The sequence below is a fragment of the Myxococcus sp. MH1 genome (assembly GCF_059738865.1).
Genome location: NZ_AP026947.1, coordinates 1,025,063 through 1,046,476, shown reverse-complemented (window position 1 = coordinate 1,046,476; position 21,414 = coordinate 1,025,063). Strand labels below are relative to the sequence as shown.

Here is a 21,414-nt window from a genome sequence, read left to right as displayed (position 1 = left end):
ACGCAAATGCGCCGGGAGCGAGCACCCCTCCATCCCCGCCCCGCGCCGCCACGGCCTCGGCACCGGGTGACGCACCCGGCCACGGCGCCCGCCTCACGGCCCTGGCCCCGTGTCAGCCCTTCGGGCGAGGCTGTGCCTCCTCACGCAAAGGGAGCACGCAATGAACCTTCGGAAGCGAAGTGGAGTTGTCGTGGTGGCCTTCTTCCTGACGGCCTGTGGTCCGGACTCCGATGCCGGGAGTCCCCAGGCCCGGGACACGTCCACGCACCAGCGAATCTCGGACCCGTGGACGTGTGACCCCGCGGACTGGTGCCGGGTCGACTCACACACCCTCGACTGCCCTCCCGGCGCCCCCGAGACGGTCGCCTACGCCTGGCCCACCCAGGGGGGTGGATTCTGCACCCAGCGCTTCGCGTGTGGCCCCTTCCACCCGCTCTGCGCCGGCCCCATCGAGCCGTAAGCCGGATGGCATCCGTCATGGAATAGCATCTGTTCCTCACCCCTCAAGGAGCACGACATGCATCCACGCAACTTCCTGGGAGTCATGCTGACGGCCGCGGTCCTCACGGGCTGTGGAGTCGCTCACGACGGCGAGGAGCAGGTCCAGGACGGGATGTCCCGGAGCGCCAGCGACGTCTGCGACGGCACGACGGCCTGGGAGTACTACTACTACGCGGACCCCTCGATGAGCGGTGAGCCCACCGGCGTGGTCATCTGCAAGTGCCGCGGCGTCATCCAGACCTGGGGCGACACCACGCCCACGCCCTATTACTACTACTGGAGTGGCCTGTGCGGCGGCGGTGAAGCCGCCCACTGAGGCCGCTTCCTCCCTCTCGTCCACGCCGCGAGGAGCGTGGACGAGACGCACTCCCTCAGCTGCCCAGCGTGCCGGACTCGAGCGCCTTGCGCGCCGAGCCGGCCATGCTCTGCGCCAGCGTCTGCACCGAGCGCGTCACGTTGCGCGTCTCCTCGACGACCCGCAGCGTCTGCTGCATCTGCCCCGACATGTCCTGGATGGCCACGGCGATCTGCGACGTGCCCGCGTCCTGCTGTGACACGGCCGCCGAGATCTGCCGCACGCTGTTGCTCGTGTCGCCGATGATGCCCGCGAGCTTGCGCAGCTGCGTGCCGGAGACGCGCACCGCCTCCACGCTCACCCGGACGCGCTGCTCGCCCTGCTCGCTCATCTTCGCCGCCTCGCGCATGCTGCTGCTCACACCCTCCAGCACCTCGCGGATGCGCTGGGTGGCCAGGATGGACTGGTCCGCGAGGCTGCGCACCTCGCGAGACACCACGCTGAAGCCCCGGCCGTGCTCGCCGCTGCGCGCCGCCTCGATGGCCGCGTTCACCGCGAGCATGTTGGACTGGTCCGCCAGGCCCTTCACCGTGTCGACGATGCCCGCGATCTCCCGCGTCCGCTCATCGAGCGCGAGGATGCGCCGCGCCATCTCCGACACCTCCTCGCGGATGGCCTCCAGGTTCGTCAGCGTCTTGTCCAGCGCCGCGCCGCCGTCGCGCCCCGCCTCCTCCGCGGCGACGATGGACTCGGCCAGCACACGCGCCTTGTCCGCCGTCACCAGCGAGCCCTGGCGAATCTCCTGCACCGTCTGCTCCAGCTCCTTGAGCGCCGTCGCCTGACGACCGATGCCGTCCGTCTGCTCCTCGCTCGAGGTGCGCAGCTGCTGCGCCACCGTGGCCAGCTCCCCGGCGCCGGTGCCCATGCCCTCGGCCAGCTCGCGCACGTCCTTGCGCCGCGCCTCCAGCTGGCTCGCGTGCGACGACAGCGAGCGCACCACATGCGAGGAGCGCCGCGCCACGATTCCCACCAGCGACGCGGTGAAGGCGAGGAAGCCCCAGTGGATGAACATCCCCTCCATCTTCACCCAGCCCAACAGCGGCAGCATCGCCGCCACCAGGACCAGGGTGAGCACCCCCAGGCCCGCGCTGAAGATGCGCGCGTCGACGTTGCCCCGGAGCGCGGCCACCACCGCGACGATGACGTACGTCAGCAGGACCGGGATGGAGTACAGCATGAGCACCTGGAACAGCCGGCTCGCCGTCCCCAGGTCCACCATGGCCACCACGGCCTGCAGCGCGGCGAGCACCGTCACCGTCCACACCACCGCGCTGAACCAGCGCGCGCGCCCCTCCAGGATGCCCTCCTGGATGAACCAGCCCAGCCCCGGCAGCACGCAGTAGGCCGCGAGGAACGTGGCGCGCCACAGCGACAGCTCCACGCCCCACACCGCGCTCACCACCCCGCTCATGCCCACGAGCAGCACGCCCGCGCCGCCGGAGAACACGCCGAGCGCCAACAACATGCGCCGCTGCCGCCCCAGCAGCGACATGCCCAGCGCCACCTGCGCGATGACCAGCAGCAGGTTGCCGGTGACGAGACAGCCCAGCCCCGTGCGCACCACCCGCGCCAGCAGCTCGTGGCGAGGCCCCACCCGCGCGTGCTGGCTCACGCCCATGGCCGCCGTGCTGCTCTGGATGCGCAGCAGCACCCGCGAGCCCTGCGCGGAGGCGGGCAGCGGAATCAGCTGCGCCCAGATGGACTCGCGCACCTCGGTCCCCGACGGGTTCAGCTTCCCGTTCGCGTAGACACGCTGGCCGTCGACATAGACCTCGTACGCGTTGGTCACCGAGCCCAGCATCAGCGCGGGCTCACCCCATCCACCTCGAGGCACGGGGATGCTCACCCACAACATCGTGTGCGCTTCCCGACCCGGCGGGACCTTCAGCGCCTCCATCGACTTCCAGTCGACCTTGTCGGGCTCCTTCGCCCACGTGGGCACGCCGTCCGGCCCCAGCGGTGAGTCTCCCCAGTGATGGAGCCACCCGTCCTTCAACTCCATGACGCTCGCGGCGCGTGTCTGCGCCTGGGCCGCGGAGCTCCACGCCAGCACCAGCATCCAGCACAGCACCACCAGCCAACGCGTGGATTGCGACACGCGGTGACGCCCTCTGCAAACAGCAGGACCGCGACGCGAGACACGACACGACGACGACACGCGCTGCGAGACAGGAGACCAAGACATGTATGGCGATGCTCGTGTGTTCGAGACATCGCTGTAAACGGGTCCACCCCACCCCGCCCGTCTGCTCCTTCCCCGCGTGTGAGCAGGCTCGAGACGGACGTCGACACTTGGAACACTGCTCCACTGTCTTCATGGAACAAACTCGCGTCACGCGAGCCAATCACGAACAAACCGCGAGCTGTGTCATGCATGTATCCATGTCGACACGCTGTATCGGGGCGCCGGCCCCGAAGAGGCCCTCCGCCGAGCGGGTCAACGGTCCGGGCCGCCTCCCCACCTGCCCGGGTGGGATTGTTGCCCGGTGAGGGTTACTTCCGGCCGCTCAAGGATTTCCGGCTAATCCGTCGTTAAGAAGGAGCACGGAGATGGTTCCGGGGGCGGTCCAGGTAGGACCGAGGGGGATACATGAGCACGGCGGAGCTGGCGGAGTTGCTGGAAGGGGCGCGGGAAGAGGACTCGGGCGCTCGGGATGCGCTGATGGCGGCGGCCTGTCGGGAGCTCCAGTGGAGGCTCTCGCCGGAGGTGTCCGAGCTCACGCCCCAGCACCCCGTGCGGCTGGTGGAGGAGGCCTGGGCGCGGCTGTTCGCGGCGGGCGTCCCCCTGGAGTCCCGTCCCCGCTTCCTGTGCGCCGCGTCGCGCGCCATGCGCAAGGTCCTGGTGGACCGGGCCCGGGCGCCGCTCCTCCTGCGTCGCGCGGCGAGGCGCGAGCGGGTGAGCCTGCGTCACCTGGGAGACGAAGCGCCGGCGGGCGCCGAGCTGGAGGTGCTCCAGCTGGAGGAGGCCCTGTCGGAGCTGGAGTCCTTCCAGCCCCGGCTCGCGCGGCTGGTGGAGCTGCGCTACTTCGCGGGCCTGAGCCTGCCCGACACGGCCGGGGTGCTCGAGGTGTCCCAGGCGACGGCGCGCCGGGACTGGTCCTACGTGCGCGTCTGGCTGACCGAGCGCTTGAGCCACTGAGGCTCAGCGCCGCTTCGCCGAAGGCGGCCGGGGCAGCGCCGCGTCCGCGAGGCCCGCCAGGAGCAGGATGGGCGCCAGCAGCACGGCGCCGAACCACGCGAGCGCGTACAGGAGCCCGAAGACGAGCTCGGGCGCGCCCCCCACGCGGGTGCCCGACAGCACGCCGACATACTGCCGGCCTCCCGCCAGGTGCAGCAGCAGGAAGACGGCGACCCACACCAGCGCCATGAGGACCCTGGGCGCGCGCGACATCCGGGTGAGCATCATCGGTGGGCCTCCAGCGTTCGCGGTGACAGCGCTCGCCGCCACAGCGGACCTTGCGTCAGGGAGTACAGCAACACGGCATCGGCCAGCGGATTGCCCGCCGCGAAGCGCAGGCCGCCGTCCTCCAGGATGGGGAACGCGGCGAATCGCAGGCTGGTGGACAGCCCCATGAGCAGCGCCTCGTCGCCGAAGGCCGAGGCCGCCACCAGCGCCAATCCGCTCGAGCCCGCGTTCGCGTTCACCAGCGGAATCGTGGGACCGGAGTCGATGTCGCCCGCGCGCGCATCCGACGCGGGCCACTCCGCCGCCCAGGCGAAGCCCAGGCGCTCGCCGATGAGCAGCGCCCGGGCGCGCTCGAACTGCTCGCGCGCGAAGTCGGCATCGACCAGCTGGAGCATGTGCGCGGCGAGCCACAGCGATGAGCCCTCGGGTCCGTCCCGCGTCGCGCCCTCGTGGGTGAAGCTGGAGACGAGCAGCCCGGTGCGCGCGTCCAGCAGGTGCTCGCGCGCCGAGCGCACCCACCGCTCGCGCAGCGAGGCGTGGCTGCGGCCATCCACCGCGTCGGACAGGCGCAGCGCGGCGAGCGCCACGGTGTTGCAGAAGATCCAGCCCTCGTCGGGATAGCTCTCCGCCGAGAGCAGCGGGGCCCGCTCCAGCTGCGCGGCCATGCGGTCCACCCGCTCGCGCAGCGGCCACGCCCACGCCTCGCGCGGCTCCACCAGCTGCCGGGCCGCGAGCATCAACGCCACCTCGCCCTCGATGAAGAGGCTGCGCCCCGAGGCGTCCCTGAACGGCGCGGCGTGCACGTACGGCAGGAGGAACGTGTCCACCCCTCCCCGCTCGTCCTCCAGCGTGCGCGTGATGAGCGTGTCGACGACGGCCAGGTGCTCCGCCCTGCGCTCCGGCTCGTGGAGCGCCAGGTTCGCGAAGGCGAGCACGCAGAAGGTGCGCGCCATCAGGTCCCACTCCGGATTGGACCGACGCAGCACGTCGCGCTCGGGGCTTTCCGCCACCAGGGCCAGGGCCCGCTGCCGCGCGGCGAGCGCCGGCACCCAGTCCCGGGGATTGTCGGGACGAAACCCCAGTTGCAGGGAGGGAACCCACACCGCCATCGCCAGCAGCAGCAGGAGCATGCGTCGCATGCCCCGGGTTATCCGCCAGCGGACAGTGCCTCCGTGGACGACGCCGGTGAACGGTCAACGCGGACAGCTGAGCGGTCGTTCGAGGCCGGGGGCCGAGCGGACGGGCGCTCGGTCTCCGTGTCGTCCAGCCGGCGGCCGGCGAGGGGGCGAGCGCTCCCCACATGGCACGGACCGGAGGGCAGACCCAAGTTGAGGAGTCGTACGTGCAAGCAGCAGCGGGTGCCTCCCGGAGCAGGAGCGTGTCATGTGGAGCACAACATCTTCGAACTGGGATTCGGGCCCGGCGCGGCGACGCCTCCTGGGGCGCCTGCGTCGCCCCATGCGCCTGGAAGGCCTGGGTGAAGCGGCGATGACGTCCGGCCTGCTGGAGGTCCTGGGCGAGCGGCACCAGACGCCTCGCGGTCCCGGCAAGCGGTGGCGCCGTTCCGCACTGCGAACCCACGCGCCTCGCGACGACGACGAGGAGGCCGTGGACTTCGACGAGGCCATCGCCTCCTGGTAGCGCTCCTGCTAACAACGCGGGCATGAGCGCGCCCCGCCCCAATCCGCTGCTGTCGGACCGCGACGTGGACTTCCAGCTCGACGAGGTGATTCACGTCGAGCATCTCTGCACGCTTCCCGCCTTCGCCGAGCACTCGCGCGAGACCTTCGGCCTGCTGCTCGACAGCGCCCGCCGCTTCGCGCGCGAGGTGCTCTACCCCACGTACCGCACGCTGGATTTGGAGCCCCCGTCCTTCGAGGGCGGCCGCGTGAAGGTCCACCCGCTGATGCGCGAGCTGTACCCGCGGCTCGTCGAGCTGGGCATGCTCACCGCCACCCGGCCTCCGGACGTGGGCGGACAACAGCTTCCGATGACGGTGCACGCGCTGGCCAGCGCGTACCTCATGGCCGCCAACCTCAGCGCGTACGCGTACCTGGGGCTGACGCACGGCGCGGCCCACCTCTTGGAGGTCTTCGGCTCGCCGGAGGTGAAGCAGGCCTTCATGGAGCCGCTGTACCGGGGCGAGTGGACCGGCACCATGGCCCTCACCGAGCCGCAGGCGGGCAGCAGCCTCGCGGACGTGCGCACGCGCGCGACGCCCGCAGGGGACGGCACGTGGCGCATCCAGGGCTCGAAAATCTTCATCAGCGGCGGCGACCAGGACTTCACCGAGAACGTCGTGCACCTCACGCTCGCGCGCACCGAGGGCCCCGAGAGCGGCACGCGGGGCATCTCCCTGTTCGCGGTGCCGGCGCGGCGGCGCGAGGGCGACGCGTTGGTGGACAACGACGTCCGCGTGGCGGGCGTCATCCACAAGATTGGCTGGAAGGGCATCCCCAGCCTCGCGCTCAACTACGGCGAGGCGGGTGACTGTCGCGGCTGGATGGTGGGCCCGCCGGGCCGGGGGCTCGCGTGCATGTTCCAGATGATGAACGAGGCGCGCATCATGGTGGGCCTCAACGGCGTGGCCACCGCGTCGGCGGCGTACCACGAGGCGGTGGCGTACGCGCGCGAGCGGCCCCAGGGTCGGCCCGCCGGGGCGAAGGACGCCACCCGGCCGCAGTCGCCCATCATCGAGCACGCGGACGTGCGGCGCATGCTGCTGAGACAGAAGGCCATCGTGGAGGGCGGCCTGTCGCTGCTGGTGACGGCGGCGTACCAGGCGGACCTCGCGTCACACGCCGCGGACGAGGACACGCGCCGGAGCGCGGGGCTGCTGGTGGACCTGCTCACGCCGGTGGCGAAGAGCTTCCCGGCCGAGCGCGGCTTCGAGGCGAACGCGCTCGCGGTGCAGGTGCACGGCGGCTACGGCTACTCCAGCGAGTACCTGCCGGAGGCGTGGCTCCGGGACCAGAAGCTCAACAGCATCCACGAGGGCACCACGGGCATCCAGGGCCTCGACCTGCTCGGCCGCAAGGTGGTGGCGGGCGGCGGCGCGGCGCTGGCGACCTTCGCGCGGGAGGTGGGCCGCACGGTGGCGCGCGCGAAGACGGCGGGCGTGGACGCTGGGTGGGGTGACGCGCTCGAGCGGACGTGTGGCGAGGTGGCGGAGCTCGTCTCGGAGCTCGGCGCCAAGGGCATGGCGGGCGAGGTGGAGCTGATGCTGCGCCACAGCGCGGACTTCCTGGAGCTGTTCAGCATCCTCGCGGTGGCGTGGCGCTGGCTGGAGCAGGCCGCCGCGGCGAAGGAGGGCCTGGCGCGCGGCCAGGGCGACTCGGACTTCTACGAGGGGAAGCTCGCCGCCGCGCAGTACTGGTTCGCGGTGGAGCTGCCCCGCGTGCCCCTGCTCGTCGACTTGTGCCGCACCGGCGAGGACTCCTACGCCCGGATGCGCCCCGAGTGGTTTTGAACCCACCCCACTCGGGCTTCACACTCCGACGCCCGGCCGCCTGCTCGGAGTGTGTGAAACGACTGCTCGCTCGCTACGTTTCGGCTGCATTAATCGTTGGTGCTCGTAAGATGTGAAGGGTGTCTGTCTCTTTCCACCTCTGCCAGCCCGGTGGGGGCGCCTCGTGTGGCGCCTGCTGTGGCCTCTACAACTTCAGGGACCACTCGCGCGGGGCGCTGATGGAGCAGCTCGCGATGCAGACCGAGCGGCTGCGTCGGGTGCCGTACGAGGCGTCTGCCTGGAGCGCGGCGGCGAAGGAGCTGGTGGACGCGCGCCGAGCGGCGCCGATGTTCCCGGCGGTCAGGGTGTGTCCGCTGCTGGGGTTCCTGGACAAGGACCGCAAGCAGGTGGGGTGCCTGGGGCATCCGCTGACGACGGGTGGGACGGACCTGCGGGACTGCGGCGTGTATCGCGCGTCGGTGTGTGAAACGTTCACGTGTCCGTCGTTCGGGTGGCTGACGGATGGGCAGGCGCGCCTGGTCCAGGCGGCGTGCGCGGACTGGTATCTGTATGGGTTGGTCATCACGGATGTGGAGTACGTGCGTGGCTGCCTGCGGCTGTTGGAGTGGGAGCTGGGTGGACCGGCTCGGCCGGAGCAGATGGTGGAGCAGCCCGGGGTGCTCGCGGCGGTGCGGAAGTTGTTCGCGCTGAAGGAGACGGCGCCGCGCAGGGACCCGAAGGCGGGCGTCTTCGGTCGCTTCACGAAGGACACGGAGGGCGAGCCCGTGCCTCGAATGCTCGACTACATGAAGCTCGGTGTGCGCGCTTCGCCCGAGGACGACGTGGTGCTGTGTCTGGGCTACACGCCCGACAACGCCACGGACCTGATGGCGTCGCGCGAGCTGGTGCGAACCCACGTGAAGGCCGTGGCGCGCGCGATGGCGAGCCCGCGCTGAGCGACGTCGGGGCCGGACGCATCGAGGGCTGGCAGGCGAGCAGACGCCGTCAGGGACTGACGAGGGCACGGGCCCCCGGGCTGGTTGGCTGGAGCACGGCGTTTGCACGGACCTCCTCGCAGGTCACTCCGAATGAGAACGCGAGGTGCGCGGATGGGTAGTCGATGGGCGTGGGTGGGAATGTTGGGTCTCTGCGCGTGCGTCACGGGCTGTGCCGAGCGCCAGGGACACGAAGGTGGAAGGGCGGCTCGCGCCACGAGTGGACAGTCCGAGCAGGTCGAGTCTCCCGAGTTGGCGGGCCTCGTCGGGACTCCGACGGGTACTGAGCAGAACACCGGCACGAGCACGGGCGGCGACACGCGAGGCAACCCTGTAACGGGTACAGCCCCGGGCAACACCGCGACGGGCTCGCGGACTGCTGGCGCCGCGCAAGGCAACGCTGCCACGAGTGTGAGGAACACCGGCACCGCGCAGGGCAACGCCGCGAGCACGGGCAACGCCAGCACGGGCGCGCGGAACTCCGGCACCGCGCAGGGCAACGCCGCGAGCACGGGCAACGCGCAGGGCAACGCCACCGCGAGCACGGGGACCGCGCAGAGCAACGCCGCGAGCACGGGCACCGCGCAGGGCAACACCGCGAGCACGGGCAACGCCAGCACGGGCGCGCGGGACACCAGCACCACGCAAGGCACGGGCGCGCAGGGCAACGCCATCGCGAGCACGGGGACCGGTGGCGCGGGTCGCATCATGATTGGCACCGAGGCGGTGCAGGCGAGCGAGGACGAGGACTGGTTCAAGGGAGCCGCGCGAGCGGCGCAGGCCGCTCTCCCCGAGGACACGTCGAACCGCTCCCTCGAGGACGTGGTCATCGCCTCCAGCGCCGTGAGCGGCCGGGTCAAGCGCGTGGGCCGCGACACCATCACCGTGCGAGACCGCGAGGGCAACGACTACGTGCTCACGCTCGACGAGCGCAGCCAGGGCATGCGCCAGGGCCGGCGCGTGTCGTTGCGCCAGCTCCAGGAGGGCACGCCGGTGCGAGCGGGTTTCGTCCTCATGGGAGGCCGCAGCGTCGCGCGCGACGTGCGCATCCGCCGCTGACAGGCAGTTGCTGACGGGAGCATACGTCCGCCTCTCGCCGAGCCGAGTCCACGACCACGCCACGAGGACACGCCCGAGCGCCATCGGGCTTCGTCTTCATGGAAGGTCGCGGTGCCCCGCGACGCACGCCTCCGCCACGGCCAAGCAGGTGCAGACGATCACGCCACAAGGACACGCCCGAGCCATCGGGCTTCGTCGTCCTGGAGTCGTCACCACGTCGCACGCGAGGTGCGACCCACCCGCGCTCCCGTGCGAACACATTCCGCCTCCACCTGAGCCAAGGTAGGATGACGCCCCGAGTCACGGACTGAATGCCTCCGCGGTCCCGCCGTCGACGAGCACGGCGGCGGGAGGAAGTCGCCGTACGGGCTGTTCCACCGTCCGACATCGGTGGAGCGGTGTGCCGCATCTCGGAGGCGCGCGGATGGATGACCCAGGCCCAGGTGGAACCGGAACGCGACGCCGCGGAGCTCAGCGCGTCGCCTGGGCCCTGCTGTGTCTCGTCACCGCCTGCGCCCCCCGAGGCGCGGGCACGCCCGAGCCCACCGTCCCGCCCCCTCCCAGGCTCTCCGTCCAGCAGGTCACCCGCCTCATCCCCACGCACGTGAAGGAGAAGGAGGGCTGGGCCCGCGACGTGCTCGCCGCGCTGGAGGCGGAGGACGTGCCGCCTTCTCCCGTCGCGGTGTGCTCCGTGCTCGCCATCATCGAGCAGGAGTCCGGCTACAAGGCGGACCCCGCCGTGCCGAACCTCTCGCGCATGGTGCGCGCGAAGCTGGAGGAGCACGCGGACACGCTGGGCCCGCTCGGTCACAAGGCCCTGGCCTCCGTGCTCTCCGGCAAGGCGCCCGGCCAGAAGCGCACGTTCGACGAGCGGCTGCGCGCCGTGCAGACCGAGCGGGACCTCGACAAGCTCTTCCGCGACATGCTCGCGTTCTACGAGGCCGAGTACCCCACCACTTACGCCACGATGAACCTGGCCAGCGCCCTGTTCTCCTCGCGGCGACTGGAGGACTTGAACCCCGTCACCACCGCGGGCTCCATGCAGGTGAGCGTCCGCTACGCGGTGGAGAAGGCGGGCGAGGACGCGGACCCGGTGAAGGTGCGCGACGCGCTGTACACCCGCGCGGGCGGCGTGCGCTACGGCACCGCGAGACTGCTCGGCTTCGAGGCCGCCTACCCCCAGCCCCTCTTCCGCTTCGCGGACTACAACGCCGGGGTCTACGCCTCGCGCAACACCGCCCTCCAGGCCCAGGTCAGCCAGCTCACCGGCGTGTCGCTGGTGCTCGACGGAGACCTCCAGCTCTACGACAAGAACGGCGAGCCCAAGAGCCAGGACAGCAAGTCGCTGACCGCGCTGCTCACCTTCCGTCGCACGCTCGCCCCGGACCTCAGCGAGCGCCAGGTCCGCCGCGACGTGAAGAAGGAGAAGGAGGAGTCCTTCGAGTCCACGGAGACCTTCCGCGCGGTGAAGCGCGTCTTCGCGAACCAGACGGGCCAGTCCCCCGTCTACGCGCAGCTGCCGCAGGTGACGCTCCAGAGCCCGAAGCTGAAGGGCGAGCGCACCACGGCCTGGTTCGCCCGCTCCGTCGACGCGCGCTTCCAGAAGTGCCAGGGCCGCTACCGCGACTCGACGAAGCCGCCACCTCGCGCCCGGGACATCCAGGGCGCGAAGTGACCCGTCCACCGGGAGCCCCGGACACGGAGGGCCCCCGGCGAGCTCACGCGCCGAGCGTCACGGCGTGGTGAAGTACGAACTCGTGGTGGCGAACGAGCGATACGGCAGTCGATCCAACGTCCGGAAGGGGAAGTTCTCGATGGCGACGTTCGGGCTGTCGATGGCGCTCACCGTGGCGATGTAGCTGGTCGCGGGCTCCAGGGTATCCGGAGGCAGGCGCACCTGGGTGACGGAGCCGGGCATGTAGAGCACCCGCCAGGTGAACGCGAAGCCGAGGTCCGGGTCGAACCGCTGGATGCTGACCCGGTAGGCGCTGGGCGTGCCCACCAGCGGCGGCGTCCATGCGAGCACCGGACTGACGGTCCCTACCCTGCGCGGAATCGTGGCGGGCACGCCATCGATGGTGAAGGCGAGCGGAGGCGACAGCTTGGGCACCAGGGGCCCGGCGATGAGGTTGTCGATGGAGTCCCACTCCGTATAGCCCCCGGTGATGCTGCCCAGCCGGCCCGAGCCATCCGGCATGCGCTCCTGGTTGCGGAACGAATAGGACACCACGCCGATGACGCCCCAGTTCGACGGATAGGGATTGCCGAACCGCAGACGCGCCGTGAGGTCATACGCGGTGCCACGCGGCAGGCTCAGGCTGAGCAGCTCGCCGGTATAGCCAATCCACCCCTCCTGCAATCCGTGGGGGCCGGGCACCAGGTCCAGGCGCGGTATCCCCGGCTGTGCATTGGGGTGGACGTGCGAGGCGAAGCGCGCGAAGTCAGGCAGCCGCCACTCGATGGGGAACTCCCGCATCCGCGCCGGCTGGAGCAGCCCGGTGACAGGCATGGGCGTGAAGCCATCCGGCAGGAAGTCAAAGGCTCCCACCTGCGCGGAGCGCTCCACGGCGGTGTAGCCCAGCGGGCGTCCATCCGGGAGGGAGCCCGCGCTGAACTCGCTGAGCTGGTTGACGTAGAGCCGGTCTCCCTTGTCCGCCTCGAAGACCGGAAGGTTGCCCAGGCCCGAGTCCATCACGGCGTTGGACGTGACGATGGACGTCGCGCCATCCGGGATGAAGTCGAAGACGCTCGCGGTGGAGTACAGGTCCACCTGCGACGAGGTGAGCTGGAGGCTGGAGCCGGGCTGCGTGCCGCTCTCCCAGTTCTGCCACGGCGCCAGGTTCAGCAGGTTGACCTGGAGCGGCGAGGAGGCCACGTCCACGTATTGCGCGTCGGAGCGGCCCAGGCGGTTGCGACCGACGTCCACGTATCTCGCGCTCGTGATGAGGGAGGTGGACCCCCTGCGCAGGTAGTACGCCCCCTGGCGGATACCGGTGAACAGCCAGCCACCCTCCGGGTGTGCCGAGCCCAGGTGCAGCTCGAACGTCGAGCCGGTGGGCACGAGGATTTCGGGAGGATTGGCGGACAGGTCCTCCTCTTGCTGGGCGACGCCCACGGAGGTGTGGAAACGGGTGGTGCTCTTCACCCACACCAACCCCCAGGGCACTCCCGCGTCAGCCGAGGGCACGCCCCCGTCGACGGAGGGCACGCCGCCATCCGTGGGCACGCCGCCATCCGGCTCGCAGCCCTCGGCGATGGGCTCCCCCATCCACGTCCCATCCCCGGTCGAGTCCGTGTCCGTATCGACGGAAGCCAGCCCGGCGCCGAGTCCGCTCGACTCGGGCGCACCACTTCCACATCCCGCCAGCCACGCGACGCACGTCGCGCCCAGCAGGAAAGACCATCGCGGCGATTTCATGAGAGCCCCCTTCGGAAGAAAGCCCCGGCACGCTAGCCGAGGCCCTCCAGACGGCCCAGGGGGCGCTCGCGATGAATCACATCCAGCAAGCATCCGTGCGAGGTTTGCGCAATCCAGGCCCGTCAGGTGTTGCGGGCCATTTCCTCGCAAGGATGTCTGTCCATGGACCGAACGCACCGCGCCCCCCGGCGCCGACGTGGTGTCGGCGGACCCGGAGGGCGCGATGGGACCGCCTGGGATTCAGCGCTTGGCGGGCGCGGCCGCCGGGGCGAAGCGCTTGTCGGAGATCTTCATCTCCGTGACGGGGCCGTACTTGCGGGCCATCTCCCGGATGGCGGAGGCCTTGCCGATGAAGACGAAGGTCAGGTTCTCCGGCGCGGGCAGCGTGCGCTGGAGGACGGCGCCCACGGACTCGCGGGTGGCGGCGGACACGGCGGTGGCGAAGCCATCCACGTCGCTCGCGTCCAGGTTGTAGAAGGCCAGCTCCGACAGCTTGTTGGCCACCTGGCCGCCCGTCTCCAGCCGGGGCGGGAACTGGCCCAGCACGTAGGACTTGGCGGACGCGAGCATGGCGTCATCCATGCCCGTCTTGCGGTAGCGGCTGTACACCTCCAGCGCCATGTCGATGGCCTTGTCCGTCTTCTCCGTCTGGGTGAAGGAGAAGATGGCGAAGGTGCCCGGGTGGGCGCTCGGAGCGAAGTAGGCGCGGGCGCCGTAGGTGAGGCCGGACTTCACGCGCAGCTCGGTGTTGAGCAGCGAGGTGAAGCGTCCGCCGAGCACCGTCTCCACCAGGTTGGCGGTGACGCGGTCCGCGTCGTTGCGCGCGATGCCCGTGTTGCCGATGGTGAAGTAGGTCTGCGTGGCGTCGGGCTTGTCGACGAGCAGGACGCGGCGGCCCTGGGAGACGGTGGTGGCGGGCACCTGGGGCGCGGGGCTCGCCGCCTTGGCCCAACCACCGAGCGCGGCCTCCAGCTTCGCCGCGAGCGCCTTGCTGTCGAAGTCACCGACGATGGAGAGGATGAGCCTGTCACCGCCGAGCTGGTTCTTGGCGTAGGCGAGCACGTCCTCGCGGCTGAGCGTGGGCAGCGAGGCCTCGGTGCCGCCCACGGGGGTGCCGTAGGGGTGGCCTGAGAACTGGTACGCCTCGAAGTAGGTGTTGATGAGGCCGCGCGGGTCACCGTCCTTGGCGGCGGTGATTTCGGAGGCCATGCGATCGCGCGTCTTCTCCAGCTCGTCCTGGGCGAAGCGCGGGCGGGTGAGCAGGTCCGCGAGCAGCTCCACCATCAGCGCGCTGTCGCGAGACATGAACTGGCCGTTGACGACCAGGTTCTCCAGGTCGGCGCGGGTGTCGAGCATCGCGCCGACGCCGTCCACCGCCTCGGCGAACTGGCGGGCATCGCGGGCGCCGGCGCCCTTCTGGAGCAGCTCCGCGGTGAGGGCGGCCAGGCCCTCCTTGCCGGACGGGTCGGCGAGCGCGCCGCCGCGCAGCCACGCGCTGAAGGCGATGAGGGGCACCTCCTTGCGCTCGACGAGGAGCAGCTTCGCGCCGTTCTTGAGCGTGACGGTGGTGGGCTTGGGCAGCTTCACGCCCTGGGCGGCGGCGGGCGCGGCGGTCGGGGTGGGCTTGGACGGCGCGGCGCCCTGGGCGGCGGCGGTGCCCGAGGAGAGCAGGACGGCGGCGAGGACCGTCTTCCAGGTGAGGGGGGCGATCATCGCGTGGCGTCCTTGCGAGCGGCGGGGGTGGCGACTTCGACGGCGTCGGTGGGGACGAGCCAGCCGACGGTGCGGCGCTGGGTGACGAAGATGCGGGCGGCGACCTTGCGGACGTGCTCGCGGGTGACGCGCTCGTAGCGGGCGGGGGCGTCGAAGACCTTGCGGTAGTCGCCGCGGAAGACCTCGGAGGCGCCGAGCGTGTATGCGCGGCCGCTGATGGTCTCCAGCGAGCGCCAGTGGTTGGCGAGGGTGATGTTGCGCGCCTTGCGCAGCTCGGCCTCGGTGACGCCGTCCTTGGCGACGCGGGTGACCTCCTCGGTGAGGAGGGCCTCGGCGCGGGCGAGGTCGCCGCCGGCGGGCAGGTCCGCGGTGAGCCAGACGAGGCCGGGGTCGAAGCCGGGCGAGTACATGGTGCCGGCGCGGATGGCGACGCGCTCCTCCTCCACGAGGCGGCGGTGGAGCCGGGACGAGTCACCGTCTCCGAGGATGTTGAGCAGCAGGGTGAGGGCCTCGGCGTCCGCGTCGTTGCCGGCGATGCCGTGGTAGGCGAGCTGGAGCAGCGGCGACTGGGAGACCTTCTTCACGACGACGCGGCGCTCGCCTTGTTGTTCGGGCTCCTGGGTGCGGACGGGCTCGGGGGCGGGCTGCGAGGGGATGGGCTCGAGGTACTTCTCGACGAGGGTGAAGATTTCGGCGGGGGTGACGGCGCCGGTGATGATGAGGGTGCCGTTGTTGGGGGCGTAGTAGGTCTTGAAGTAGCGCTGGAGGTCTTCGATGCGCCACGACTCGATGTCGGACGGCCAGCCGATGACGGGGAACTGGTAGGGGTGGGCGACGAAGGCGGTGGCCTGGACCTGTTCGGCGAGGGCGCCCATGTTGTTGTTGTCCACGCTGGAGCGGCGCTCCGAGTAGACGACGCCGCGCTCGGACTCGATGACCTTGGGGTCGAAGGACAGGTGTTGGAGCCGGTCGGCCTCGAGCTGGAAGATGATGTCGAGGGCGGAGCGGGGGAACCAGTCCTGGTAGACGGTGACGTCTTCGGAGGTGAAGGCGTTGTTGGAGCCGCCGTTGGCCTCCATGACGCGGTCGAACTCACCGGGGCCGAACTTCTTGGCGCCGTTGAACATCATGTGTTCGAAGAAGTGGGACAGGCCGGTGATGCCGGGGTACTCGTTGCGGCTGCCGACGCGGAACCAGTTGAAGAGGGCGACGTTGGGGATGTCATGGTCCGGCCAGACGATGACCTTGAGGCCGTTCTTGAAGGTGCGCGTCTCGACGTTGGCGCCGAGCTTCTGGGAGGACGCGGCGGCGGGCTTGGGGGCCTTGGCCTGTGTCTGGGCGCCGGCGACAGGAGCCGCCAGCAGCGCCAGGCACGACGTCCAGAGGAGGGACTGACGGAACATCCGTGCTCCTGAGGTGGAGGAAGACGCCCGGGAACGGGCGGCGGGGCACGATATTCCGTTTTCGGGCGGGGGGCCTACCGAGCGGGGAGGATGACGCGCTCAGGCGCCGAGCACACCGCGCAGCACGTCCTGGAAGTAGTTGATGCTTCCGACGTGCGTCTGGTGGTGCCTGGCGGACTGGTGCAGGCGGAGGACGACGGCCTCGAACTCGGCCTTGCTCACGTCGCGCAGGGACATGTAGAGGCGCGCGGCGCCCTGCAGGTACGAGAACAGGGGGTTGCGGTCCGTGCCATCCGGGCGGCGCGCGAGGTGGCGATAGAGCCGCTCGAACTCCTGGTCCGTCTCCGTGTTGCGCACGGCGCGGCAGTAGCCGGCGGCCGTGGCCTCGAGGAGCATGAAGAACGGGTGGTACTCGGAGGGCGGAGTCTTGGTGAAGTCGGGGGGAACCTTGTCACCGGTCCACAGCTTGGAGATGGGCTGGAGGGTGACGTGCGCGAGCTTCTCGCCATCACGCACCAGGGCGCGGGGGCCCACGGGGACCACGTGCTTCTTGTCGGCGTCCCACTCCACGGCGACAAACAGCCGGTCCGGCGCATCCGCCTTCACGCCCGCCTTCTCCAGCTCCGCCACTGCGTTCGCGTCCATCTCGAGTCACTCCTCCGAGCCCTCTCTCTACCCTGCCCCAGGCGTCCTGTGCACCCGGCTTCGCACGAGGTCGTCTGCTCGCCGTCACCTCGCTCGACGATGGGCCCACCACGCCGCGCGGGATAGCCTGCACACATCATGACGAGCCCACGCTTCCAGGGACCCGACTGGACGGCCGCACTCCATCATCTCGAGCACGGGCCGCTGTTCGCGTTCTCCGGCTGGCCCCACCGCACCCTGCCGAGCATCGCCGCGGGCGTGTACTCCATCTGGAGAGACCAGCAGCTCGTCTACGTGGGAATGGCAGGCAGAGGTCCGCTCGTGGAAGAGCCCTCCTCCACCAAACCCAGGGGACTGGCGGACCGACTCAGGAGCCACGCCAGCGGACGGCGCAGCGGAGACAAGTTCTGTGTCTATGTTTGCGACCGGCTGGTGCTCCCCACCTTGTCACCCGAGGACATCCAGCAAGTCTCGAGCGGAGTCCTGTCACTGGATGAGCGGACCCAGGCGTTCATCCACGCGCACCTCGGCTACCGGTTCGTTCAGGTCCCGGACGGCGCCTCCGCCCTGAGCCTGGAGAACCAGGTGAAGGGTGGCGCCCTCTCCTGCGGCCCGCCCCTGCTCAATCCGCACACCCGCCGGAAAAACAAAGGGCCCTGAACCAGAGAGGTCCAGGGCCCTGAAGTCTTCAACGTGTGCCCAGGGGCGGAATCGAACCACCGACACGGGGATTTTCAGTCCCCTGCTCTACCGACTGAGCTACCTGGGCGTACGGGTCACCGCGAGAAGCCGCGCTCTCATATCGAGCCCGTCCCCAGGCCGTCAAGCACCCATTTGACGGCCCTTCACCTCCACGTCACGCCGCCCGCGGCATCGCCTCCGCGTCCCAGGTCGTCAGACTGGCCGTGAGCCTCTTCTTCAGCTTCGCCCTCAGCCCCTGCTCGATCTGCCGGATGCGCACCGCCGTCACCCCGAAGCGCTGGGCCAGGAACTCCGCGCTCACCCCCTCCTCCACCATCATCCGCTCCTCCACCAACGCCCGCTCCCGCGCGTCCAGCTCCGGCCAGGCCGCCTCCACGCTCGCCCGCAGCCTCGCCGCCCACTGCGCCCGGTCCACCGAGTCCTCCTGCGACTCGAAGTCCCCCTCCAACACCTCCAGCCGCGTCACGTCCCCGTCCTGCGTCACCGGCGCGTCCAGCGACAAATCGCGCGTCAGCGACTCCGCCGCCCGGGCCACGTCCTCCTCCTTCTTGCCCAGCGCGTCCGCCAGCCGCCGCACCACCTCCGGATGCCCCTCCCCCCACCGGGCCTCCAGCCGCGCCCGCTCCCGCCGCAGCTGGAACACCACCCAGGGCGCCCGCCCACCCGCCATGCTCCAGTTGCGCCCCACGTACGCCCGGATGCGCGCCCGGATCCACTGACTCGCGTACGCCCCGAACGGAACCCCCCGCTCCTCGAACCGCCCCGCCGCCTCCATCAACCCGACGTTGCCCTCCGCCACCAGCTCGTCCTGCGGCAGCCCCGTCCAGCGGTACTTCCATGCCAACCGCTCCACCAGATTCAGGTGCTCTCGTACCCGCGCCTCGACCACCGCGCCCGACACCTCAAGCTCAGGGGACTCGCAGAACTCGCTCACCTTGATGGCTTCCATGGACCTCCTCCGGGTCATTCGCGGCGAACCAATCGCCGCGAACGCCCCAAGAGATAAGTCACCGCCATCCTTAAAAAAATTAGGTAGTTTGAACTGAATCCATAGGTTATTTCTAAGCCCATGAGCTGGCTCAACTACCACCATCTCCTGTATTTCTGGACGGTTGCGCGGGCGGGCAGCATCGCCAAGGCGGGCGAGGAATTGCACCTCGCCCAGCCGACCATCAGCAGCCAGCTCAAGCTGCTGGAGGAGTCGCTGGGCCACAAGCTCTTCGAGCGCCAGGGCCGCAAGCTGGTCCTCACCGACGTGGGCCGCACCGTCATGCGGTACGCGGACGAAATCTTCCGCCTGGGCAACGAGCTGAAGAACGTGGTCGCGGGCCTCCCCCCGGGTCAGCAGCTGCGGCTCAACGTGGGCATCCTCGACGTCATCCCGAAGCTGGTGGCCGAGCAGCTCCTCAAGCCCGCGCTCGAGGCGGGACCCTCCTTGCGCATCATCTGCCGCGAGGGCCCGCTGCCCCAGCTGCTCGCCTCCCTGGCGCTGCATGAGCTGGACGTGGTGCTCGCCGATGCCCCCAGCTCCGAGCCGGTCAGCGTCCGCTCCTTCAATCACTTGCTGGGCAAGTGCGGCGTGTCCTTCTTCGCGGCCAACAACCTGCGCCACCTGAAGAAGGACTTCCCCCGCTCGCTCGACGGAGCGCCCGTGCTGCTCCCCTCGGACGAGTCCTCCGTGCGCCGCTCGCTGGACCTCTGGTTCGAGCGACAGAACCTGCGCCCGCTCATCGCCGGCGACTTCGACGACAGCGCGCTGCTCCAGGCCTTCGGGCAGAGCGGGCACGGCGTGTTCGCCATGCCCTCCGTCATCGAGTCGCAGATGGAGCGCGCCTTCAACTGCTCCGTCATCGGGCGCACCGACGAAATCGAGACCTGCTTCTACGCCATCACCGTCGAGCGACGCCTGCGCCACCCCGCCGTCGTCGCCATCGCCGAGGCGGCGCGCTCGCAGATCTTCAGCGTGTGAGCGGCAGTCACGGCGACTCGCGGAACACCTCCACGCCCGCCACCACCGTCGCGAGGACTCGCGCGTCCACCAGGCCCCTCGCGGCGCCCTCCACCGGGTCCACGGACAGGGCCACAAAGTCCGCGTCCTGCCCTGTCACCAGTCGTCCGCGCCGTGCCTCCTCGAACGACGCCCACGCGGGGCCGAGCGTGAAGCCCTCCAGGGCCTCCTGTCCGGTCAGGACTTCTTCCGACCTCCAGCCGCCCTCGGGCCTGCCCGTGGCGTCCTGCCGAGTGCGCGCCGCGTACAGGCCCGCCAGCACGTCCGGGTTCTCGATGGGGAAGTCGCTGCCCAGCGCGAGGTTCGCTCCCGCATCCTTCAGGCTGCGCCACGCGTAGGCGCCGCGCAGCCGCTCGCGGCCCAGCCTCGCCTCCGCCCAGGGCATGTCACTGGTCGCGTGGGTGGGCTGCACGCTCGCCACGAGCTTCGCCGCGCCCAGGCGCGTGATGTCCTCGCGTCGAAGTATCTGCGCGTGCTCGACACGGTGTCGCAGTGCCTGAGTCCCCGTCGCCTCGGAGGCTCGCAGCAGCACGTCCACGACCAAGGTATTGGCACGGTCTCCAATGGCGTGGATGCAGACCTGGAAGCCCCTCGCCATGAACGCGCGCGTCCTCGCCTCCAGTTCCTCGGGGGACATCAACAACAGCCCGCGCTGGCCGGGCTCGTCGCTGTAGTCCTCGTGGAGCGCGGCGCCTCGGCTCCCCAACGCGCCATCCGCGAGGAACTTCACCGCGCGCATCGTCAGCATCCGCCCCTGCCAGGGACCCTGCTCCAGGTACGCGTGCCGCTCGTCGCCCTGCCCTGCCGCCATCGCGTAGACTCGCAGGGGCAGCGTGCCCTGTGCGTCCCATTGCTGGAGGACGCGGAAGGCCTCCAGGTCCATGCCCGCGTCGTGAATGCCTGTCAGGCCCACCCGGGCACAGCGCTCCAGCGCCGCGCGCAGTCGCGTCTCGAGCTGGTCCTTCGTGGGCGGAGGCATCGCCGCGGCGACCACGTCCATCGCGTTGTCCACGAGCACTCCCGTGGGCTCTCCCCGCGCATCCCTCAAGATGCGGCCGCCCTCCGGGTCCTGGGTGTCTCGGGTGATGCCAGCGCGTCGGAGCGCCTCACCGTTCACCCACGCCGCGTGGTGGTCCACTCGCGTGAGGAACACCGGCGTCGACGGGAAGCGTGCGTCGAGCGCTTCGCGCCCTGGGAAGGCTCCGCCGGGCCACTCGTTCTGGTCCCATCCACGTCCCAGCAACCAGTCCCCCTGGAAGCTGGAGGCAGGCGCCTGCGCCAGGCGACGCACCACCTCGTCCACCGAGGGCGCCTTCTCCAGGCGCACCGTGGTGAGGCTCCGGCCCAGCCCGTGGATGTGCGCGTGCGCATCCACCAGACCGGGGACCACCGTGGCGTCACCCAGGTCCACCTCTCGCGCGCCAGGAGCCGCGGCTCGCACGTCGTCCGGTGAGCCCACTGCCAGCACGCGGCCATCGCGCACGGCCAGGGCTCGGACCCGGGGATGCTCGGCATCCAGTGTCCAGATTCGCTCCGCCAGATAGACCGTGGTCGCCACCGTGCGCCTCCGTGGGTGCTTGCCTGTGCCCGCGCACTGTGCGCGAGCCTCGGCGTGCTGTCACGGGCCGCATCCAGATGGCTCGGCACGGACGTCCCTACGGAGGCATCCGTGCCGCTCGAATCATGATGGCTGCGTAAGACGAGGGTCCGCCATGCGCTCGCCGCTACGGCGTCTGCGTCGTGCCCGCGTCCGCCTCGGCG

19 protein-coding genes and 1 tRNA gene are annotated in these 21,414 nt (G+C 70.4%); 10 read left to right on the top strand and 10 right to left on the bottom strand.

Features of this window, described 5'->3' with window-relative positions:
* The first annotated feature begins 160 nt into the window (after positions 1–160).
* On the top strand, positions 161–460 hold the full coding sequence (locus tag AC6JA9_RS04380) for a hypothetical protein (RefSeq protein ID WP_223749322.1): 300 nt from the start codon (positions 161–163) through the stop codon (positions 458–460).
* A 57-nt stretch (positions 461–517) separates the two neighbouring features.
* Positions 518–817, top strand: a complete 300-nt coding sequence (locus tag AC6JA9_RS04375) for a hypothetical protein (protein WP_497959130.1) — start codon at positions 518–520, stop codon at positions 815–817.
* 55 nt (positions 818–872) lie between these two features.
* On the opposite strand, the gene AC6JA9_RS04370 is transcribed toward AC6JA9_RS04375, so the two are convergent.
* The gene (locus AC6JA9_RS04370; protein WP_426748208.1) at positions 873–2,954 is read right to left on the bottom strand and encodes a methyl-accepting chemotaxis protein; all 2,082 of its coding nucleotides are present in this window, start codon (positions 2,952–2,954) and stop codon (positions 873–875) included.
* 492 nt (positions 2,955–3,446) lie between these two features.
* Between AC6JA9_RS04370 and AC6JA9_RS04365 the strand changes: the two genes are divergently transcribed.
* Positions 3,447–3,995 carry an ECF-type sigma factor gene (locus AC6JA9_RS04365; protein WP_223749320.1) on the top strand — a complete coding sequence of 183 codons (549 nt, stop codon included), beginning with the start codon at positions 3,447–3,449 and terminating at the stop codon, positions 3,993–3,995.
* Between the two features lie 3 nt (positions 3,996–3,998).
* On the opposite strand, the gene AC6JA9_RS04360 is transcribed toward AC6JA9_RS04365, so the two are convergent.
* Both AC6JA9_RS04360 and AC6JA9_RS04355 read right to left on the bottom strand, forming a co-directional pair.
* Positions 3,999–4,262 (bottom strand): hypothetical protein, encoded by a 264-nt coding sequence (locus AC6JA9_RS04360; RefSeq protein WP_473566823.1) that lies wholly within the window; start codon positions 4,260–4,262, stop codon positions 3,999–4,001.
* Entirely contained in the window at positions 4,259–5,401 is a 1,143-nt protein-coding gene (locus AC6JA9_RS04355) for a linalool dehydratase/isomerase domain-containing protein (RefSeq protein WP_223749318.1), read from the bottom strand. Before AC6JA9_RS04355 ends, AC6JA9_RS04360 begins: the two co-directional genes overlap by 4 nt.
* A 319-nt stretch (positions 5,402–5,720) precedes the next feature.
* Between AC6JA9_RS04355 and AC6JA9_RS04350 the strand changes: the two genes are divergently transcribed.
* The 5 genes from AC6JA9_RS04350 (at position 5,721) to AC6JA9_RS04330 (ending at position 11,439) form a co-directional block, all read left to right on the top strand.
* A complete protein-coding gene (locus AC6JA9_RS04350; protein WP_223749317.1) occupies positions 5,721–5,903 on the top strand; it encodes a hypothetical protein in 183 nt (60 codons plus the stop codon).
* A 22-nt stretch (positions 5,904–5,925) separates the two neighbouring features.
* A complete protein-coding gene (locus tag AC6JA9_RS04345; protein WP_408888191.1) occupies positions 5,926–7,731 on the top strand; it encodes an acyl-CoA dehydrogenase in 1,806 nt (601 codons plus the stop codon).
* Positions 7,732–7,850: 119 nt separating this feature from the next.
* A complete protein-coding gene (locus AC6JA9_RS04340; protein WP_223749315.1) occupies positions 7,851–8,666 on the top strand; it encodes a hypothetical protein in 816 nt (271 codons plus the stop codon).
* 450 nt (positions 8,667–9,116) lie between these two features.
* On the top strand, positions 9,117–9,764 hold the full coding sequence (locus tag AC6JA9_RS04335) for a hypothetical protein (protein ID WP_223749314.1): 648 nt from the start codon (positions 9,117–9,119) through the stop codon (positions 9,762–9,764).
* A gap of 424 nt (positions 9,765–10,188) precedes the next feature.
* Complete coding sequence (locus tag AC6JA9_RS04330) at positions 10,189–11,439, top strand: DUF1615 family protein (RefSeq protein WP_223749313.1); 1,251 nt, start codon at positions 10,189–10,191, stop codon at positions 11,437–11,439.
* Positions 11,440–11,496: 57 nt separating this feature from the next.
* Here AC6JA9_RS04330 and AC6JA9_RS04325 read toward each other — a convergent pair whose 3' ends face one another.
* The 4 genes from AC6JA9_RS04325 to AC6JA9_RS04310 all read right to left on the bottom strand — a co-directional run bounded on the left by AC6JA9_RS04325 (position 11,497) and on the right by AC6JA9_RS04310 (position 16,943).
* Positions 11,497–13,182: a hypothetical protein gene (locus AC6JA9_RS04325; RefSeq protein WP_223749312.1), complete on the bottom strand. Its 1,686-nt coding sequence runs from the start codon at positions 13,180–13,182 to the stop codon at positions 11,497–11,499.
* A gap of 240 nt (positions 13,183–13,422) precedes the next feature.
* On the bottom strand, positions 13,423–14,895 hold the full coding sequence (locus tag AC6JA9_RS04320; protein WP_497959129.1) for a M16 family metallopeptidase: 1,473 nt from the start codon (positions 14,893–14,895) through the stop codon (positions 13,423–13,425).
* Positions 14,892–16,298: a M16 family metallopeptidase gene (locus tag AC6JA9_RS04315; protein ID WP_497959128.1), complete on the bottom strand. Its 1,407-nt coding sequence runs from the start codon at positions 16,296–16,298 to the stop codon at positions 14,892–14,894. Before AC6JA9_RS04315 ends, AC6JA9_RS04320 begins: the two co-directional genes overlap by 4 nt.
* Before the next feature lie 99 nt (positions 16,299–16,397).
* On the bottom strand, positions 16,398–16,943 hold the full coding sequence (locus AC6JA9_RS04310; RefSeq protein ID WP_497959127.1) for a hypothetical protein: 546 nt from the start codon (positions 16,941–16,943) through the stop codon (positions 16,398–16,400).
* A 138-nt stretch (positions 16,944–17,081) separates the two neighbouring features.
* Here AC6JA9_RS04310 and AC6JA9_RS04305 point away from each other — a divergent pair, with 138 nt between their 5' ends.
* Positions 17,082–17,603 carry a hypothetical protein gene (locus tag AC6JA9_RS04305; RefSeq protein ID WP_267698181.1) on the top strand — a complete coding sequence of 174 codons (522 nt, stop codon included), beginning with the start codon at positions 17,082–17,084 and terminating at the stop codon, positions 17,601–17,603.
* A gap of 36 nt (positions 17,604–17,639) precedes the next feature.
* On the opposite strand, the gene AC6JA9_RS04300 is transcribed toward AC6JA9_RS04305, so the two are convergent.
* Both AC6JA9_RS04300 and AC6JA9_RS04295 read right to left on the bottom strand, forming a co-directional pair.
* Positions 17,640–17,712, bottom strand: a tRNA-Phe gene (locus AC6JA9_RS04300).
* An 87-nt stretch (positions 17,713–17,799) separates the two neighbouring features.
* A complete protein-coding gene (locus tag AC6JA9_RS04295) occupies positions 17,800–18,594 on the bottom strand; it encodes a sigma-70 family RNA polymerase sigma factor (protein ID WP_497959126.1) in 795 nt (264 codons plus the stop codon).
* Between the two features lie 120 nt (positions 18,595–18,714).
* Here AC6JA9_RS04295 and nhaR point away from each other — a divergent pair, with 120 nt between their 5' ends.
* Complete coding sequence (gene nhaR, locus AC6JA9_RS04290) at positions 18,715–19,614, top strand: transcriptional activator NhaR (protein ID WP_046710904.1); 900 nt, start codon at positions 18,715–18,717, stop codon at positions 19,612–19,614.
* Between the two features lie 7 nt (positions 19,615–19,621).
* Here the strand turns inward: nhaR and AC6JA9_RS04285 are convergent, their stop codons facing one another.
* Positions 19,622–21,211, bottom strand: a complete 1,590-nt coding sequence (locus AC6JA9_RS04285) for an amidohydrolase (RefSeq protein ID WP_223749306.1) — start codon at positions 21,209–21,211, stop codon at positions 19,622–19,624.
* Positions 21,212–21,414: the final 203 nt, after the last annotated feature.

Bases quoted from the DNA above. Each gene is read 5' to 3' on its own strand.
- AC6JA9_RS04380 (WP_223749322.1), top strand. From the start codon at position 161: ATGAACCTTCGGAAGCGAAGTGGAGTTGTCGTGGTGGCCTTCTTCCTG.
- AC6JA9_RS04375 (WP_497959130.1), top strand. From the start codon at position 518: ATGCATCCACGCAACTTCCTGGGAGTCATGCTGACGGCCGCGGTCCTC.
- AC6JA9_RS04365 (WP_223749320.1), top strand. From the start codon at position 3,447: ATGAGCACGGCGGAGCTGGCGGAGTTGCTGGAAGGGGCGCGGGAAGAG.
- AC6JA9_RS04360 (WP_473566823.1), bottom strand. From the start codon at position 4,262: ATGATGCTCACCCGGATGTCGCGCGCGCCCAGGGTCCTCATGGCGCTG.
- AC6JA9_RS04355 (WP_223749318.1), bottom strand. From the start codon at position 5,401: ATGCGACGCATGCTCCTGCTGCTGCTGGCGATGGCGGTGTGGGTTCCC.
- AC6JA9_RS04350 (WP_223749317.1), top strand. From the start codon at position 5,721: ATGCGCCTGGAAGGCCTGGGTGAAGCGGCGATGACGTCCGGCCTGCTG.
- AC6JA9_RS04345 (WP_408888191.1), top strand. From the start codon at position 5,926: ATGAGCGCGCCCCGCCCCAATCCGCTGCTGTCGGACCGCGACGTGGAC.
- AC6JA9_RS04330 (WP_223749313.1), top strand. From the start codon at position 10,189: ATGGATGACCCAGGCCCAGGTGGAACCGGAACGCGACGCCGCGGAGCT.
- AC6JA9_RS04325 (WP_223749312.1), bottom strand. From the start codon at position 13,182: ATGAAATCGCCGCGATGGTCTTTCCTGCTGGGCGCGACGTGCGTCGCG.
- AC6JA9_RS04320 (WP_497959129.1), bottom strand. From the start codon at position 14,895: ATGATCGCCCCCCTCACCTGGAAGACGGTCCTCGCCGCCGTCCTGCTC.
- AC6JA9_RS04315 (WP_497959128.1), bottom strand. From the start codon at position 16,298: ATGTTCCGTCAGTCCCTCCTCTGGACGTCGTGCCTGGCGCTGCTGGCG.
- AC6JA9_RS04310 (WP_497959127.1), bottom strand. From the start codon at position 16,943: ATGGACGCGAACGCAGTGGCGGAGCTGGAGAAGGCGGGCGTGAAGGCG.
- AC6JA9_RS04305 (WP_267698181.1), top strand. From the start codon at position 17,082: ATGACGAGCCCACGCTTCCAGGGACCCGACTGGACGGCCGCACTCCAT.
- AC6JA9_RS04295 (WP_497959126.1), bottom strand. From the start codon at position 18,594: ATGGAAGCCATCAAGGTGAGCGAGTTCTGCGAGTCCCCTGAGCTTGAG.
- nhaR (WP_046710904.1), top strand. From the start codon at position 18,715: ATGAGCTGGCTCAACTACCACCATCTCCTGTATTTCTGGACGGTTGCG.